This is a genomic window from Limnofasciculus baicalensis BBK-W-15, from assembly GCF_024178385.1.
Lineage (GTDB): Bacteria > Cyanobacteriota > Cyanobacteriia > Cyanobacteriales > Coleofasciculaceae > Limnofasciculus > Limnofasciculus baicalensis.
This window is the reverse complement of sequence record NZ_JAMZMM010000015.1, coordinates 1-15,218: the sequence shown is the minus strand read 5'-3', so window position 1 is coordinate 15,218 and position 15,218 is coordinate 1. Positions and strand designations below refer to the sequence as shown.

General features: G+C 41.5%; 17 protein-coding genes and 1 pseudogene. 8 read left to right on the top strand and 10 right to left on the bottom strand.

The features are described from left to right. Window positions 1–115 precede the first annotated feature (115 nt). Complete coding sequence (locus tag NJ959_RS03025; RefSeq protein ID WP_254010266.1) at window positions 116–574, top strand: DUF29 domain-containing protein; 459 nt, start codon at window positions 116–118, stop codon at window positions 572–574. A 22-nt stretch (window positions 575–596) separates the two neighbouring features. Here the strand turns inward: NJ959_RS03025 and NJ959_RS03020 are convergent, their stop codons facing one another. From NJ959_RS03020 to NJ959_RS02990, 7 genes and pseudogenes are all read right to left on the bottom strand, one after another. Next, on the bottom strand, window positions 597–1,034 hold the full coding sequence (locus NJ959_RS03020; RefSeq protein WP_254010265.1) for a secondary thiamine-phosphate synthase enzyme YjbQ: 438 nt from the start codon (window positions 1,032–1,034) through the stop codon (window positions 597–599). Window positions 1,035–1,090: 56 nt separating this feature from the next. Beyond that, window positions 1,091–1,705, bottom strand: a complete 615-nt coding sequence (locus NJ959_RS03015) for a Uma2 family endonuclease (RefSeq protein WP_254010264.1) — start codon at window positions 1,703–1,705, stop codon at window positions 1,091–1,093. Window positions 1,706–2,039: 334 nt separating this feature from the next. Continuing rightward, window positions 2,040–2,309, bottom strand: a pseudogene (locus NJ959_RS30575) (DUF433 domain-containing protein); the annotation flags it as partial. Between the two features lie 97 nt (window positions 2,310–2,406). After that, entirely contained in the window at window positions 2,407–2,829 is a 423-nt protein-coding gene (locus NJ959_RS03005) for a putative toxin-antitoxin system toxin component, PIN family (RefSeq protein ID WP_254010262.1), read from the bottom strand. Further along, complete coding sequence (locus tag NJ959_RS03000; RefSeq protein ID WP_254010261.1) at window positions 2,826–3,104, bottom strand: hypothetical protein; 279 nt, start codon at window positions 3,102–3,104, stop codon at window positions 2,826–2,828. The genes NJ959_RS03005 and NJ959_RS03000 overlap by 4 nt, the downstream gene beginning before the upstream one ends. Before the next feature lie 292 nt (window positions 3,105–3,396). Continuing rightward, window positions 3,397–3,912: a hypothetical protein gene (locus tag NJ959_RS02995; RefSeq protein WP_254010260.1), complete on the bottom strand. Its 516-nt coding sequence runs from the start codon at window positions 3,910–3,912 to the stop codon at window positions 3,397–3,399. 92 nt (window positions 3,913–4,004) lie between these two features. Beyond that, window positions 4,005–5,180 carry a pyridoxal phosphate-dependent aminotransferase gene (locus NJ959_RS02990; protein WP_254010259.1) on the bottom strand — a complete coding sequence of 392 codons (1,176 nt, stop codon included), beginning with the start codon at window positions 5,178–5,180 and terminating at the stop codon, window positions 4,005–4,007. Between the two features lie 144 nt (window positions 5,181–5,324). On the opposite strand from NJ959_RS02990, the gene NJ959_RS02985 reads away from it, so the two are divergent. The 3 genes from NJ959_RS02985 (at window position 5,325) to NJ959_RS02975 (ending at window position 7,641) form a co-directional block, all read left to right on the top strand. Continuing rightward, window positions 5,325–6,176, top strand: a complete 852-nt coding sequence (locus tag NJ959_RS02985) for a Uma2 family endonuclease (protein WP_254010258.1) — start codon at window positions 5,325–5,327, stop codon at window positions 6,174–6,176. A gap of 208 nt (window positions 6,177–6,384) precedes the next feature. Continuing rightward, window positions 6,385–6,951, top strand: coding sequence for a Uma2 family endonuclease (locus tag NJ959_RS02980; protein WP_254010257.1), 567 nt, complete (start codon window positions 6,385–6,387; stop codon window positions 6,949–6,951). 123 nt (window positions 6,952–7,074) lie between these two features. Further along, on the top strand, window positions 7,075–7,641 hold the full coding sequence (locus tag NJ959_RS02975) for a Uma2 family endonuclease (RefSeq protein ID WP_254010256.1): 567 nt from the start codon (window positions 7,075–7,077) through the stop codon (window positions 7,639–7,641). Window positions 7,642–7,744: 103 nt separating this feature from the next. Here the strand turns inward: NJ959_RS02975 and nirD are convergent, their stop codons facing one another. The 3 genes from nirD to NJ959_RS02960 form a co-directional block, all read right to left on the bottom strand. Then, complete coding sequence (gene nirD, locus NJ959_RS02970) at window positions 7,745–8,107, bottom strand: nitrite reductase small subunit NirD (RefSeq protein WP_254010255.1); 363 nt, start codon at window positions 8,105–8,107, stop codon at window positions 7,745–7,747. 214 nt (window positions 8,108–8,321) lie between these two features. Next, window positions 8,322–10,859 carry a nitrite reductase large subunit NirB gene (nirB, locus tag NJ959_RS02965; protein ID WP_254010254.1) on the bottom strand — a complete coding sequence of 846 codons (2,538 nt, stop codon included), beginning with the start codon at window positions 10,857–10,859 and terminating at the stop codon, window positions 8,322–8,324. 295 nt (window positions 10,860–11,154) lie between these two features. Beyond that, window positions 11,155–11,748, bottom strand: a complete 594-nt coding sequence (locus NJ959_RS02960) for a Uma2 family endonuclease (protein ID WP_254010253.1) — start codon at window positions 11,746–11,748, stop codon at window positions 11,155–11,157. Window positions 11,749–12,102: 354 nt separating this feature from the next. Between NJ959_RS02960 and grxC the strand changes: the two genes are divergently transcribed. From grxC to NJ959_RS02945, 4 genes are all read left to right on the top strand, one after another. Further along, window positions 12,103–12,429 (top strand): glutaredoxin 3, encoded by a 327-nt coding sequence (gene grxC / locus NJ959_RS02955; protein WP_254010284.1) that lies wholly within the window; start codon window positions 12,103–12,105, stop codon window positions 12,427–12,429. Window positions 12,430–12,801: 372 nt separating this feature from the next. Continuing rightward, window positions 12,802–12,936 carry a hypothetical protein gene (locus tag NJ959_RS30065; protein WP_256528620.1) on the top strand — a complete coding sequence of 45 codons (135 nt, stop codon included), beginning with the start codon at window positions 12,802–12,804 and terminating at the stop codon, window positions 12,934–12,936. A 177-nt stretch (window positions 12,937–13,113) separates the two neighbouring features. Next, entirely contained in the window at window positions 13,114–14,685 is a 1,572-nt protein-coding gene (locus NJ959_RS02950) for a group II intron reverse transcriptase/maturase (protein ID WP_254010252.1), read from the top strand. 27 nt (window positions 14,686–14,712) lie between these two features. Further along, window positions 14,713–15,165 (top strand): nucleoside deaminase, encoded by a 453-nt coding sequence (locus tag NJ959_RS02945; RefSeq protein WP_254010251.1) that lies wholly within the window; start codon window positions 14,713–14,715, stop codon window positions 15,163–15,165. Window positions 15,166–15,218 lie beyond the last annotated feature (53 nt).

Sequence of the window (15,218 nt, the reverse complement as noted above, 5' to 3'; positions counted from 1 at the left end):
ATAACCATTCCGATTTAAGTATACCCTCCTTACATCCGCTGAATAAATCGGGTATCTTAGCTTGCCATAGCAGTTAAGGGTGATATTATAGAAATGATATACAAGGAAGAGATCCATGGCACAATCAGCTACTCAGACATCTCTTTATGAAAGTGACTTTCTCTTATGGCTTGAGGATACAGTCGCCTGTCTCAAGACACGAGATGTTAAAAATTTGGACTGGGAGAATCTAATTGACGAGATAGAAGCATTGGGGCGTTCAGAAAGGCACGAATTAGAGAGTCGCTTGGATGTTTTATTGGAACATTTGCTGAAGCGCTGTTATGTTAACAGTTTATACGATAATCGTGGCTGGGAAAACACTATTGCAGAACAACGTAGACGGTTAGGCAGAAGTATTGATGATTCGCCTAGTCTTCAGGGCTATTTCTTGAAAGTGTTTGATGATTGCTATCAGTATTCTTTAGAAAAAGTTAGGAAAGATTACCCCAATGTGGAGTTTCCTAACTTTTGGCACTTCAACCGTGATGTTGATGCCATACTAACAGAAATATTTTGGCAAAATAGTCATTAGTCATTTACCTACTCCCCACTTCCTATTCCCCAGAAATTTGCACCAATAAAGTCCGTTTCCGAGGACCATCTAAATCAAAAAATAAGACAGATTGCCAAGTGCCTAATGCTAATTTACCATCTATTATCGGAATTACTTCACTGGTACTCAGTGTCATTGCCATCAAGTGAGAGTGTGCATTCATCGGTTCATCATCGGGTACAATGCGCAAATGTAAATCATTATGCAAATAGGGATCGCTCTCTGGTGCTAGTTTCCTCAAATAAACCTTAATATCCTCAAATAATCGTTCCTCATACTCATTAATCGCCAAGGCTGTAGTCGTGTGGCGAGAAAAGACTAATGCTTGTCCATTTTGAATCGATGTCGCTGAAATTAATTCCTGGATTTGGGGAGTGACGTTATATATATTAATTCCCGTTTCTGTTGGTATTTCCAGTATTTTGTTAACTATTGGCATTTTTTCACCTGATAGATGTCTTATATAAAAGATAACACCAGAGCAAGCGCGATTTTTTATACATCTAACACTTGCTCTGCTGTCAGCGCTAATTCTGGGAAAGTGCGCGATATAATTCGGTTATTTCCTTGGTAAGCTGTCATTTGATAAACCCCATTTTCATCGATGAGGTAAACAAATACTGTTGGCACTTTGGGATTGCCCAAATAATTTCTACTTCCCAAAGCTAAATAATCTACAATCCAGTATTCAGGAATGCCTAACCGCTGATATTCATCCAGCTTGTCGATATAGTCATCTTCCCAATTTGTTGATACTATTTCTACGACTAATTGTGGGGGTTCAGTTAGCGCTGAGTAGGCGAAAGGTTGTGATTCCCAAAGAGTTTTATCTACTACACTGATATCAGGATGTCTGCCTTGTTCTTTACCGTTTGCAGTGAAAGTCCTTATCACAATTCTGCCAGATACCCAATAGTTAAGCTTGAGTCGTTTTACCTCGTCTTTGAAAGTATCTGACAGAAATTCAGCGAGGGTTTCATGCAGTCTGATTGGTAATATTCTCACAATTTCTCCATTTACTAGTTCGTAGCGCCCTTCTTCATCTGGAAGTTGCTTGACAAATTGCTCAAAGGAGAGCAGTTGCTTAGTTTTGATTGGTGTTATGGTCATGGTTTTCTTTCATTTAGCTATATCTTTAAAACTAGCAGATAACCATTTTAACATGTTTTTTTAATATCTGTTGAATCGTGAAAACAGTTTCGGTTGCATCACTATATCACCTCGTTTAGGAGAGTTAGTAGTCAATTAAATCTCCGCCTTCTAATTCTTGCCATTCTTTATCTTCCTGGTAATGTTGCAACATTACATCAGCTTGTTTTGCTAAAATATTTCGCCTCTCTTCTAGTGGCAATTGCATAAATTCTCGGCGACTGGAATAGTTAGCTATTGTTGGTATTTCTAAAGCTATATTGGTGGGCAACTTTTGAATCTGATCCTCAGAAATCAAGGCTTCTATTCGCTCTGCTTCGGCTGCTTTCGCTGCAATTTCTGCATCAATTTCAGCTCGGTTAGCATGGTAATAAGTCAAAGCTGCATAGACTTGAGTTAAAGTTAAATACCCGATGCGATCTGCAATTTCTTCTGCGGCAAAACCTTGCTTATACCAAATAGCAATGCGCCCAACGGTAACACTCGTTCCGGCAATAATTGGACACCCATCGTGTATGTCTGGATTGCAACTAATTAAAGTTCCTATATCGGTGATAGTTGACAATATTTTTTCCTCGCCAATATCTGATTGTTCTGCTATCTAGCATAGCACTGTCAGAGCCAGAGCGATCTCTCTTCCTCGATCCAAGTGCAAACGCCTCCTAATTTTCTGGAAAATAACGATCCAAAAACTCCCTAGCCGTAACAATAAGAATCCCCTCATATTCCTGCAAGACTAACAAATCCAAATCGCCCGTCACAATTACATCAACAGCAGCAGCGATCGCAGTTGCTAAAATCATATTATCATTAGGATCTCTTAACTCAGGCAAGTTTATAGTAGAAATAGGGTAAACTTCCACTAACTCTCGTGTCCCCCTCATTAAACCATTAACGGTAAAACCCAAAGATTGTAATTTAGCTTGTAGTTTTTGTTTCTCTAAGGTAGTCTCTAATTCTGCTAGTATTGGCTCACAAGCACAAATTATGACTTGATGAGTTCTTGCTAACCTGAATAAACGAGCAGGGATACCTCCCCATAGCCAACCTGACACAAAGATATTTGTATCCACGACAATTTTCATTGTTGCGACTCTCTTTCCAAACGTTTCTCGCGACGCACTTCCCTGACAAGTTCACAAATTTCTTCCATGGTTAACTCATCAGGATCGGGGTTAGCTGCTTTTACTCGCCGTTCCCATTCCTCCCAGTCGAAACCTATTTTTACCTTCTGAAAAATAATACTATCTGCGGTAATTGTAACTGTATATTGATCGCCAGGTTTGAATTGAGTTTCAATCTCTGCCGGAATTTCTAATTTACCATCTGGACTCACGCTAACCATAACATCTAATTTCATATCGCCCTTCTCTTCGACTAATCTAAATACCAATACATTTTAACACCCTCACTAAAAACGCGATCTCTTCTCTACGAGAGGCTACACCTTTCTTGTATCCCCGCGAGACGCTACGCTAACGCCCAACCCAGATATCGCGCCTGCCATTCCGCTGCTATAATAAAATGCGATCGCCTTTCCTTCAGTCAAGAGCGATCGCGTATTCTATCAGGCAATTGTATCTTTGCTAAAATCAAAACATCGATTTCATTTTATCGATTTTTGCTACCATCTCCACTTCAAACATGCGGAATTAAGCACCTGCTAGCACAAAGTCTACTTCATTGGTTCCCCCAGTTTGACTTTGACCAGATGTAATTTTAGTCCCATTAACTTCCACAGCAAATGGTGTACTTTCTAAGTTAATATTGTAATCAGTTGCCTCAGCCGTATATCCCACACTAGCAATCATGTGACGACCATCTGGAGCGTATAAGAAAGCCAACATTTGATTTTTCGATTTTTGATTATCGTAAGCCCAAATTACCATGTATTGTTGACCTTGATAATCGAAAATTTTGGGCGGACGAGTGGGGGTATAACGACCAGGATTTCCAAAGCTAACATCGAGGAAAGTCTGGACGGAATTATTTTCTACATTGACAAAAGCCACTTCTTGTGCTGATGTAGGTTCAGCGTCACCTTGGCTTTCATCAATAACTTCTTCTTTCCCACGGTTGCGGAAATAATCGACTGCAACTTTAGTACCAACTGCACCAACAGCAGCAATTCCCGCACCGACTAGGATGTTGCGAAGATTGAAGTTCATTTTGTTTCTCCTTATGGGTAGCAATCATCGTGGTCAATGATAGCATGGTCAGGGGATAGAGTAGTAGGGTGCGTTAAATATAACGCACCCTACTAGATATTATGTGACAAAATAATTTCCAATCCCCGTACTAATCTTTCAATTCCCTCTACTGCTGTTTCTTCTTGTAAAGCCCCATAAGCAACTCGCAAATAACAGCCATCTTCCATCCCAAAGGTTGTACCGGGGAGAACCGCAACTCTATGTTCTTTTACTAAATGTTTTACTAACTCAAACGAATCTAATTTAGTATTAACCTTGAGAAAAAAGTAAAACGCCCCATCCGCAGGTGCAATCGTACATAAGCCATCCAGGTTTTTTAATGATTCTAGCACTAACTCTCGTACCGATGCCATCGCACTCACATATTCCTCACAATACTTCCTCCCTACCTGCAATGCTCCTAAAGCAGCATACTGAGAGATTACCGGAGGACAAATTAGGATTGTATCCTGTACTTTTTCAACTGCACCTAGTAAGTGTTTGGGAATTACCATATACCCAATCCGCCAACTGGCAAATCCATAAGCTTTTGATAGGGAATAGAGGGAAATTGTATAGTCGCTACTATCAGAAAAGGAACCTGGTGAAACGTGCTTTACTCCGTTGTAGGTAAAATATTCATAGGCTTCATCGCTAATATGGTAAATTCCACGATCGCGACATATTTTATTCACTTCTCTTAAAGCGGCTTCTGAATAAACTGCACCTGTGGGATTATTCGGTGAGATAGTTACAATGGCTTTAGTTTTATCAGTAATAGCATTTGCGATCGCCAAAGGTTGCAGTTGATAATTATCATCCGTTGCTACAACTATCGGACGACAACTTGCCATCCTAATCGCCATTTCGTGGTTAAAATAATAAGGAGATTGAATAATAATCTCATCACCAGGATTAGTGATGGCGAGAATAGCATTCATAAATCCCATATTACTTCCAGCCGTCACCACGATACAGTTATTATCGTTAATTTCGATATGATTATCGACTTTGAGTTTAGTGGTAATTGCTGATATGAGGGGAGGAATACCAACAACGGCTTGGTACTTATGATTATTGGGTTCAGCGAGGAATTGGGATAAAGATGCGATCGCTTCTGGTGGCGGACTATAATAAACTACGCCTTGTCCTAAAGATATAGTGCCGGGATGAGTGCGAATAAGTTCGCCGACAATGGGAATTAGCGGTGATTGTACCGCTGTCATGCGAGAAATTAGAATGGACATTTGATAATTACAGTAAATCTGGAAATTCCAGACAGAGTTCAGCGGTTAATAGTATAACGGATTAAGTTTTTTATTAATCAGGACTTAAGCAAACACCATAAGTAGTACAATTATCAAATAACTTCCCAACTGAGGCACTCAACTATGACTGTGACTCCAGTTAAACCCCCTCGAATTCAATCTCAGATTCGCTGGGAACCCTTGCCTGCCGATTATCAACTCCCTGACGATCCCGTGGAAAATACTGCTCAACCTTTGCTGGCTGGTGCATTGCGCGAAAGCCTGGAACTAGCAAATTGGATTCGTCCTGAAATGCTAGTAGTGTCCAATTTTGGCTTGTGCGCTACGGTGGACGAGCAGATGGTGGTGAAAGCGCCCGATTGGTTGTACGTGCCTGCTGTATTGCCCCTCGAAGGTACAGAAGAACGTCGCAGCTATACACCTAATTTAGAAGGAGATATCCCAACAATTGTGATGGAGTTTCTCTCAGCAACAGAAGGCGAAGAATATTCCTCCAAGCAAACCTATCCACCCGGAAAATGGCACTTCTACGAACGAATTTTGCAAGTCCCATATTACATAATCTTTGAGCCTGTGGGTGGATTATTAGAGTTTTACGTCCTGGAAAATAGCACCTATCAATTGCAAATGCCCGATGAAAACGGACGGCATTGGATTCCAGAAATGATGTTATTTTTGGGAACCTGGCGGGGCAAGAAAGAAGAAAGGACAGGATACTGGTTGCGCTGGTGGGACGAAGCTGGGACAATGCTACCTTGGGCAGTAGAGAAAGTTCAAGAAGTAGAGGCTATTGCCCAGCAGGAACGAGAACGTGCCGAACAAGAACGAGAACGTGCCCAGCAGGAACGAGAACGTGCCCAGCAAGAACGAGAACGTGCCGAACAAGAACGAGAACGTGCGGATCGAGAACAGCAACAGAAAGAGCGATTAGCGGCATATTTGCGATCGCAAGGGATCGATCCGGATCTAATTTGAGTTGAGTACTGTTGTGACATTAGACCTCTTACGAAAGACGATCGTAGGAGCAAGATTTTAATATCACCAACCTCTATCTTACTTCAACACTTTGCGCTCTTTGCGTTAAAAAAATAAATCCTTAGTATTTACTAGATGAAAATGACAATTAAGCAAATGCTATACTGGAAATGATGCCGGATTGTCATGACCAATTGAGATTTGACCTATGTCCCCCACAGTAATAGATAAAATACGCTGGACAACTGCCGATTTGGAGTTATTACCCAATGATGGCAAACATTATGAGATTATTAATGGAGACTTATTTGTGACAAGAGCGCCTGACTGGAAACATCAAAATGTTGCTGATAATGTTTGCACAGAATTGAAAATTTGGTCAAGAAACACGGGGTTAGGAGATGCAGCTACTAGTCCTGGTATTATTTTTACAGATGCTGATAATGTAATTCCTGATGTAGTTTGGGCGAGTAATGAACGTTTAGCCGAGATTTTGGATGAAGCTGGGCATTTAACAGGTGCGCCAGAATTAGTCGTGGAAGTACTATCTCCAGGTGCGGAGCAGGAAAGGCGGGATAGGGAAGTGAAACTGAAACTTTACTCAATTCAAGGAGTGCGAGAATACTGGATTTTTAATCGCCAACAGATAAAAGTAGAAGTTTATCGGCGGGAAAATGGTATTTTAAAATTAGCCGCTACGTTATTTAGAGAAGATAATCTAACTAGTCCTCTTTTACCTGAGTTTAGTTGTCCTGTAGAACTTTTATTTAGATAGTATCCTAATACCTCTATCTTACTCCAATCCCTTGGCGATCGCTGCTATCATAAAGGCAAGAATACCTGGTTCATTGGTATCTAAACTAAAAAACTACAAGGATGCTCAATCGAGATTTAACCTATGTCCCCCACAGTAATAGATAAAATACGCTGGACAACTGCTGACTTGGAGTTATTATCCAATGATGGCAAACATTATGAGATTATTAATGGAGACTTATTTGTGACAAGAGCGCCTGACTGGAAACATCAAAATGTTGCTGATAATGTTTGCACAGAATTGAAAATTTGGTCAAGAAACACGGGGTTAGGAGATGCAGCTACTAGTCCTGGTATTATTTTTACAGATGCTGATAATGTAATTCCTGATGTAGTTTGGGCGAGTAATGAACGTTTAGCCGAGATTTTGGATGAAGCTGGGCATTTAACAGGTGCGCCAGAATTAGTCGTGGAAGTACTATCTCCAGGTGCGGAGCAGGAAAGGCGGGATAGGGAAGTGAAACTGAAACTTTACTCAATTCAAGGAGTGCGAGAATACTGGATTTTTAATCGCCAACAGATAAAAGTAGAAGTTTATCGGCGGGAAAATGGTATTTTAAAATTAGCCGCTACGTTATTTAGGGAAGATAATCTAACTAGTCCTCTTTTACCTGAGTTTAGTTGTCCTGTAGAAATTCTGTTTAAATAATCTTTCCGCTCTTTGCGTTAAAAAAATAAACTCTCTCAACAATAGAAATACAAAAAAACCCGGTTTCTCCAAGAAACCGGGTTTTTGGCTCAAAAAACAATTCCTAATTACTGATTCCTATCTCTACTCTTTCATCCATTACCCGCACAGGAAAGGTAGGAATTTTCACATTAGCATCGTCAAGACACTCTCCTGTCGCTAGGTTAAAATTCTGCTTGTAAATCGGAGAAGCTACCTTAATAATACCTTTGCGATCGCCAATTATTCCTCGCGATAGTACAAATGCCTTGCTAAAGGGATCGTAATTACTCAGGGCATAGATATCTGTGCCACTTCCCACTCGGAATATCGCAATTTGTTGGTTTTGGACTAGGGCGCATACTCCTGTATTGGGGACAATATCTGATAGGTTACAAATATCTACCCATTGGCGGATACTTTCGCGAATTGATAATGCTTGAACCATTTTATTTTTCCTAATCTGTAAGTGATTATTGAGGTGGCATCGGTATCTTTTTTTTAACACAGAGGTACGCAGAGGTTTTCACAGAGGTACGCAGAGGTTTTGAGGATGCCGAGGCTACCTACAAAGATATGATGAATGTGGCAACGGATGTGGTAACGGATGTAACGGATGGTTTAATGTTAATTAGCAATTAGCAATTAGCCATTAGCCATTCCTAATGAGTAATTGCCATTTCTTTTTCCGCTTCAGTTGCTGGACGTTTTTGTCCTCTTTCTTCAATGTAAACTAATGTTGGATCTGGTTTGTCTGTGTTGATGAAGTGGCGGAAGCGTTTGACTTTTTCGGGATCTTCGATTGTGGCTTTCCATTCACATTCGTAGCTCTTGACTAGGTGTTCCATTTGTGCTTCTAAGTCGGCGCAAATTCCCAAGGAATCTTCAATAATTACTTCTTTCAGATAGTCGATTCCTCCTTCTAGTTTATTAAACCAGGTTGCGGTTCTTTCTAGTCGATCTGCGGTGCGGATGTAGAAGACTAAGAAACGATCTATATACTTAATTAGGGTTTCTTTGTCGATATCTGCTGCCAATAAAATGGCGTGTTGGGGTTTCATACCACCATTTCCACAGATATATAAATTCCAACCTTTTTCTGTAGCGATGATGCCGAAATCTTTGCTTTGGGCTTCGGCACATTCGCGGGTGCAACCGGAAACTGCTGATTTCAGTTTGTGGGGCGATCGCAATCCGCGATATCGTAGTTCTACTTCTATGGCTAAAGCTGTGGAATCTTGGACACCGAAGCGACACCAGGTACTGCCTACACAGGATTTCACTGTCCGAAGTGCTTTCCCATAAGCATGACCTGATTCAAATCCTGCGTCAACTAATCGTTGCCAAATTAATGGTAATTGATCCACTCGTGCGCCAAATAGATCGATTCGTTGTCCGCCAGTTATCTTGGTATAGAGTCCGAATTCTTGGGCTACTTCGCCTAAAACAATTAGTTTTTCTGGTGTAATTTCACCACCGGGAATCCGTGGTACAATCGAGTATGTTCCATCGCGTTGGATATTGGCTAGGAAGTAATCGTTGGTATCCTGTAACTGGACTTGGGCACTATTTAATATATAGTCATTCCATGTGGAAGCTAACATTGAACCAACTGCTGGTTTACAGATTTCACATCCCTTCCCGTTGCCATGTTGTTGGATTAATTCGTCAAAGGTTTTAATCTGGTTAACTCGCAGGATGTGATAAAGTTCTTGACGAGAATAGGGGAAATGTTCGCAAAGATGATTTTTTACCTCGACTCCCGCTTTCTTTAATTCAGATTTCAGTAAATCTGTTACCAATGGTACGCAACCGCCGCAACCTGTTCCCGCTTTGGTACATTTTTTCAGACTGGGAACATCTGTTATCTTCTCATCGCGGATTGCAGCGCAAATCTGTTCTTTTGTGACGTTATTGCAGGAGCAAATTTGGGCTGTATCTGGTAATTTATCTACCCCCATCCCAACAGGAGCTTTTCCTTCTCGCGGTGGTAATAGTAAATCTTCGGGATGGGGAGGTAATACTATATTATTTTGCACGAATTGCAGTAACGTGCCGTAAGCGGAAGCATCTCCTATCAAAATTCCGCCTAACAGATACTTCCCATTTGCCGAAACTACTAATTTTTTGTAAATGCCTTGCACTGAATCTGCGATCGCAATTTCCTTAGCCCCAGGTGTCTTACCAAAATTATCGCCAAAACTGGCTACATCCACGCCTAAAAGTTTCAGCTTAGTGGACATATCTGCACCAGTAAAGGTACTCTCACCACTATTACTAAAGCGCTCGGCAACAACACCTGCCATATTATAACCGGGAGCAACTAAACCATAAATCCGGTTTTGATAGAGGGCACATTCGCCAATAGCATATATATTAGGATCGGAGGTTTGGCAATTATCGTCAATGACAATACCGCCCCTTTCTCCCACTGCTAGTCCAGAAGTTCTCGCCAATTCATCGCGAGGACGAATTCCAGCGGAAAATACAATAGTATCAGTGGCTAACTCGGAACCGTCAGCAAATAGCATTTTGACTAATTTACCGTTTTCGCTGACAATTTCTACTGTGGATTTACTGGTATGGACTTTTACCCCTAATTCTTCTATCTTATCCCGCAGAATATTGCCGCCCACTTCATCAATTTGGACTGGCATTAGTCGCGGTGCAAATTCAACCACATGGGTTTCTAATCCCATATTTTTCAAAGCATTAGCGCATTCTAATCCTAATAATCCACCACCGACAACCACGCCAACTTTAGATTTTTTACCATAAGCGGAAATTTCTTCTAAATCATCAATTGTTCTATATACAAACGTACCCGGTGCATCATTACCCTTAATTGGCGGGACAAAAGGATATGAACCCGTTGCCAAAACTATTTTATCATAGGAAATTTCTACACCATTAGCTGAAGAGACGGTTTTATTTTCCCGATTAATAGAAACAGCTTTATCCCCGATATAAATCTTAATCCCGTTTTCGTGATAAAATCCAGGTTCGACCAGCGATAAGTCAGCAGCAGTCTTACCCGAAAAATAGCCACTGAGATTTACGCGATCGTAAGCAACACGGGTTTCTTCACAGAAAGTAATTAAATTCCAATCATTCGTTCCTCCTTTGCTAACCATTAGCTCTAGGAACTTATGACCCACCATACCATTCCCGATTACAACTAGGTTCTTTTTGGCTGTCATGTGTTTTCCCCAACTTATCTTAGGGGTGATCCTAGATAATTCTGGCAAAAATTCCAATAGCCTTATGTAATAAATGCAAATTAATCATTCAGTTTGCGCATTTTGCCTAGTAAATTGTAGTTTTATCAAAAAATCAGTGTTCATTGCTACAAATACTCAAATTTATTTGTAACAAATTATATAGCTTTATTTATATACATTAAGATGAGAATTATTTGTTGTTAGTTATTTGCCAGCAACAAACAACAAACAACAAACAACAAACAACTAACAACAAACAACTAACAACTAACAACTAACAACTAAGAATAATCATCAAAACTTGATTAGCTGTCAAGTTCAACTCTGGGAATACATTAGAGACGATAGGATTTTTCCCTCGAAATTCCACAGCATCGTAAAAACCCTCAGCTAAACTGCATACTATTACCACCTCTGCTAAGGGATCGACAATCCAATATTCCTGAATATTAAGTACAGCATATTCAGAACGTTTGCTACGATAGTCTGTAGTTTTGGTTGACTCGCTAACTACTTCCACTACCAAGATTGGAGGCGCTTCATTAAGTTCAATTACCGCTTCTCGATTAGCAAGAGATTCCCACTGTTCAATTGGCAAAACAGTCACGTCTGGAATGCGAGATGTGTCCCATCTTCCCCCGCGAGGCGAACGGACACCAACTAGGGTAGCTAAGGGAATCCAAGGATGTCCTAATTCCTCAATTACTGCTTCAAATCTTCGCTCCAAAAATCGGATAATTCCTCCATGTTTACCAGTACCAAGACTCATGGGTATTAATTCTCCATTTACTAATTCATATTGCGTATCGCTTCCGTCTGAGTAGTGTAAATATTCATCAAAGGTTAATTTCTTAGTTGCTACTATCATCGTGTCAACTCCTATTCTGGGTTTTAGGCGATATGTGGGTTTACTTCAATTTCCTCTTTGGATTCTATTTATTGAACCAATGTACCATAAAAATATAGTAATATACTTGATATAGCAACCGCCACAGCGGTTAGGACAAGGAGCTTAAGCCCCTTGTTAAAATTTGGTAGCTGAGAATGCCTTAACCGACGAAAGCGACTGCTATAAATAATCTTTTGAGTCGGTTGAAACCGACTTAAGCTATTAGACAGTGGCTGATAGCTTAAGTCGGTTGTCGCAACTAATACAATCTATCAGTTTTCTCCTCGAAAAATGATTTACCCTATATAAGAGAAACTCTAAAACCTTATGACAATGCTAGACTTCCTCAACCCTATCCTAGGACGACATCCCGATCGCATCAAAGCCAACGTAGAAATCTACACCTGGCAAACCTGCCCATTCTGCATCCGAGCCAAAATGCTGCTGAAATGGAAAGGCGTTGACTTCACCGAATATAAAATAGACGGCGATGATGCTGCTAGAGTTAAAATGGCTCAACGCGCCAATGGAAGACGCAGCGTACCGCAAATTTTCATTAATAATCAGCATATCGGCGGTTGTGACGATCTTCATGCCTTAGACAGCAAAGGTGAATTAGATCCCTTATTGGCACAACCTGTTAGCCCGGAGGCTGTTTGATATTATTACGATCTGCTTGCGTTACGCTACGCTAACGCACCTAACGCGATAGCGTAGCGTAACGCACCCTACAATTTATCCCCATTTCCCCTCAATGACACTACATCCAATAGATCAAGCAGGATATCAGATTCATCGGTGCGATTCGTTGTGACCGAATCAGTGGCTAAACCCACGAACTAACGTCACTTACAGCCACTAAAGACTGTAAAACTCTCAAGATGATGAGGGTGCAAGTCCCTCCCACCAAGTACGGGTGTGACTCCTAATCTGCCCACAGTGACTAGACTCGGAATTCTAGAGGCTGAAGCTGGGAACAGGGCGCAATCAGAGGTTGACCGAAACCACACTGGCGCTAGGGGAGTCCCCACGGTGAAAACAGAACCTACAAAAGCAGCCTATCTGAAAGCAGGATCGCAAAAGATTAACCCCCCTGACTTTATTGGAGTTTATACCCGCTACCTTCTCGATGAAAGAGTAGCCGTACTAAGGGTATCCAATGGTTGAATTGGTTCCACCTAAAGGGACAAGAAAATCGCTTGAGGGAACGAATAAAAACGAATCTAAGGTCCAGGGAAGGTCGAACCCCTGGTAGACGAGACGAGACGAGTAACCCCAAGGATTCGGGTAGGATTGAGCGTAATTGCTCAAAGGCAATCAGAGTACACAAATTGGATGTAGAGCATGATTGGACACAGGATAAAAGCTAGTGAATTATGGAACAAACTACCGTGGAAGCAATACCGCCGTAATCTGTTCCGCCTACAAAGACGAGTGTATAAAGCTATTCGAGCCAATGACATGCGTAAAGCCAAGTCATTACAGAAGCTAATTCTGAAGTCCCTAGCAGCAAGATTACTGGCAATACGTCAAGTAACACAACTCAACGCAGGCAAGAAAACCCCGGGTATAGACGGCAAAGCATCCCTGACGCATCAGGAACGCTTTGATTTGAGTAACACTCTCAAGTCTAATGTTAACAGATGGAAGCACCAAGGGCTAAGAGAAATTCCCATACCAAAGAAGGATGGGTCAACCCGAATATTAAAAGTGCCCACAATGTACGACAGAGCGTGGCAATGCTTAGTCAAATACGCCATAGAACCTGCACACGAAGCGTTATTCCACGAACGGAGTTACGGATTTAGAACAGGTAGAGCGGCACATGACGCTCAGAAATACCTGTTCCAAAACCTAAACTCCGGTAAGAATGGAATAACCAATCGCGTCATCGAATTAGATATCGAAAAGTGCTTTGACAGAATAAGCCACACTACTATTATGGATAGACTCATTGCCCCAATGGGTATTAGAGACGGAATCTTCCGTTGTCTTAAAGCAGGAGTAAACCCAGAATTCCCTGAACAAGGGACACCACAAGGGGGAGTAGTTAGCCCACTACTGGCAAACATAGCACTAGATGGTATCGAGGCTATACACCCATCGGTCAGGTACGCCGACGATATGGTGATTATCCTCAAACCGAAAGATGACGCTGAAAAAATACTTGACCAAATACGTCAGTTCCTTGCATCCAGAGGGATGAATGTTAGTGAAAGGAAGACAAAAGTAACCGCAACGACAGATGGATTTGACTTCCTAGGATGGCACTTCAAAGTGCAGAAAAACGGAAAATTTAGAAGTCAACCCTCAGTGGATAACTTCAAAAAATTCCGAGATAAAGTCAAAAAAATCGTCAATAACTCGAATTATGGGGCAAAGGTAAAGGCAGAAAAGCTAGCACCTATTGTCAGAGGATGGAGAAACTATCACCAGTTCTGTAAATTAGATGGGTCACGCTTTAGTTTATGGCACATCAATCACAGAGCCTGGAAAGTATTCAACAAAGAAAGTAAGCTAAATCGCGATCAAGTCACCGATTTGATAAACCAAGCTTTCCCCGCTGTTCCCCATCACGAAAACAAATTCGTAAATGTCAAAGGGAATAAGTCACCTTTCGATGGAGATATCCTTTACTGGTCAAAGCGTAACAGCGCATTGTACGACGGTAAAACCTCTAAACTGCTAAAAAAGCAGAATCATACTTGTGGACACTGTGGTCATCTTCTCATGGGAGAAGAAAGAGTGCCTCTACATCACATTGACGGCAATCACAGCAACTGGAAAGACAAAAATCTAATGGTTGTTCACGAAAGCTGTCATGACTACATACACCATAAGAGCAAAACAGATTGTCGGGAGCTGGGTGCAGTGAAAGTTGCACGCCCAGATCTAACAGAGAGGGGCGAGGCATAATCGCCTCCCTCGACTCTACCAAAATGGATGAAGGAAGCGATCGCACTTGCCCAAAGCGCAGGTGAATCCGGAGAAGTACCCGTCGGTGCAGTAATTATTGATAATAACGATAACTTGATCGCCACCGCCGAAAATCGTCGGGAAAGAGATAAAGATCCCACCGCCCATGCAGAAATACTCGCCCTCCGCGCAGCAGGTACAACCCTGCAAACCTGGCATCTCAACCATTGCACCCTCTACGTTACATTAGAACCCTGTGCCATGTGTGCAGGTGCGATCGTTTTAGCAAGGTTAGGACTTCTAGTCTACGCTGTGGACGATCCCAAAACTGGCACAATCCGCACCGTTACCAATATTCCCGATAGCCCTTTCTCCAACCATCGTTTACCCGTCATTGCAGGAATAATGGAATCTACCTGTCGAAAACAACTTCAATCCTGGTTTGCCAATCGCCGGGGAAGGGGGAGTTTTGAGTTTTGAGTTTTGAGTTTTGAGTTTTGAGTTTTGAGTTAAAACTCTCCTCCCTGCCGCCT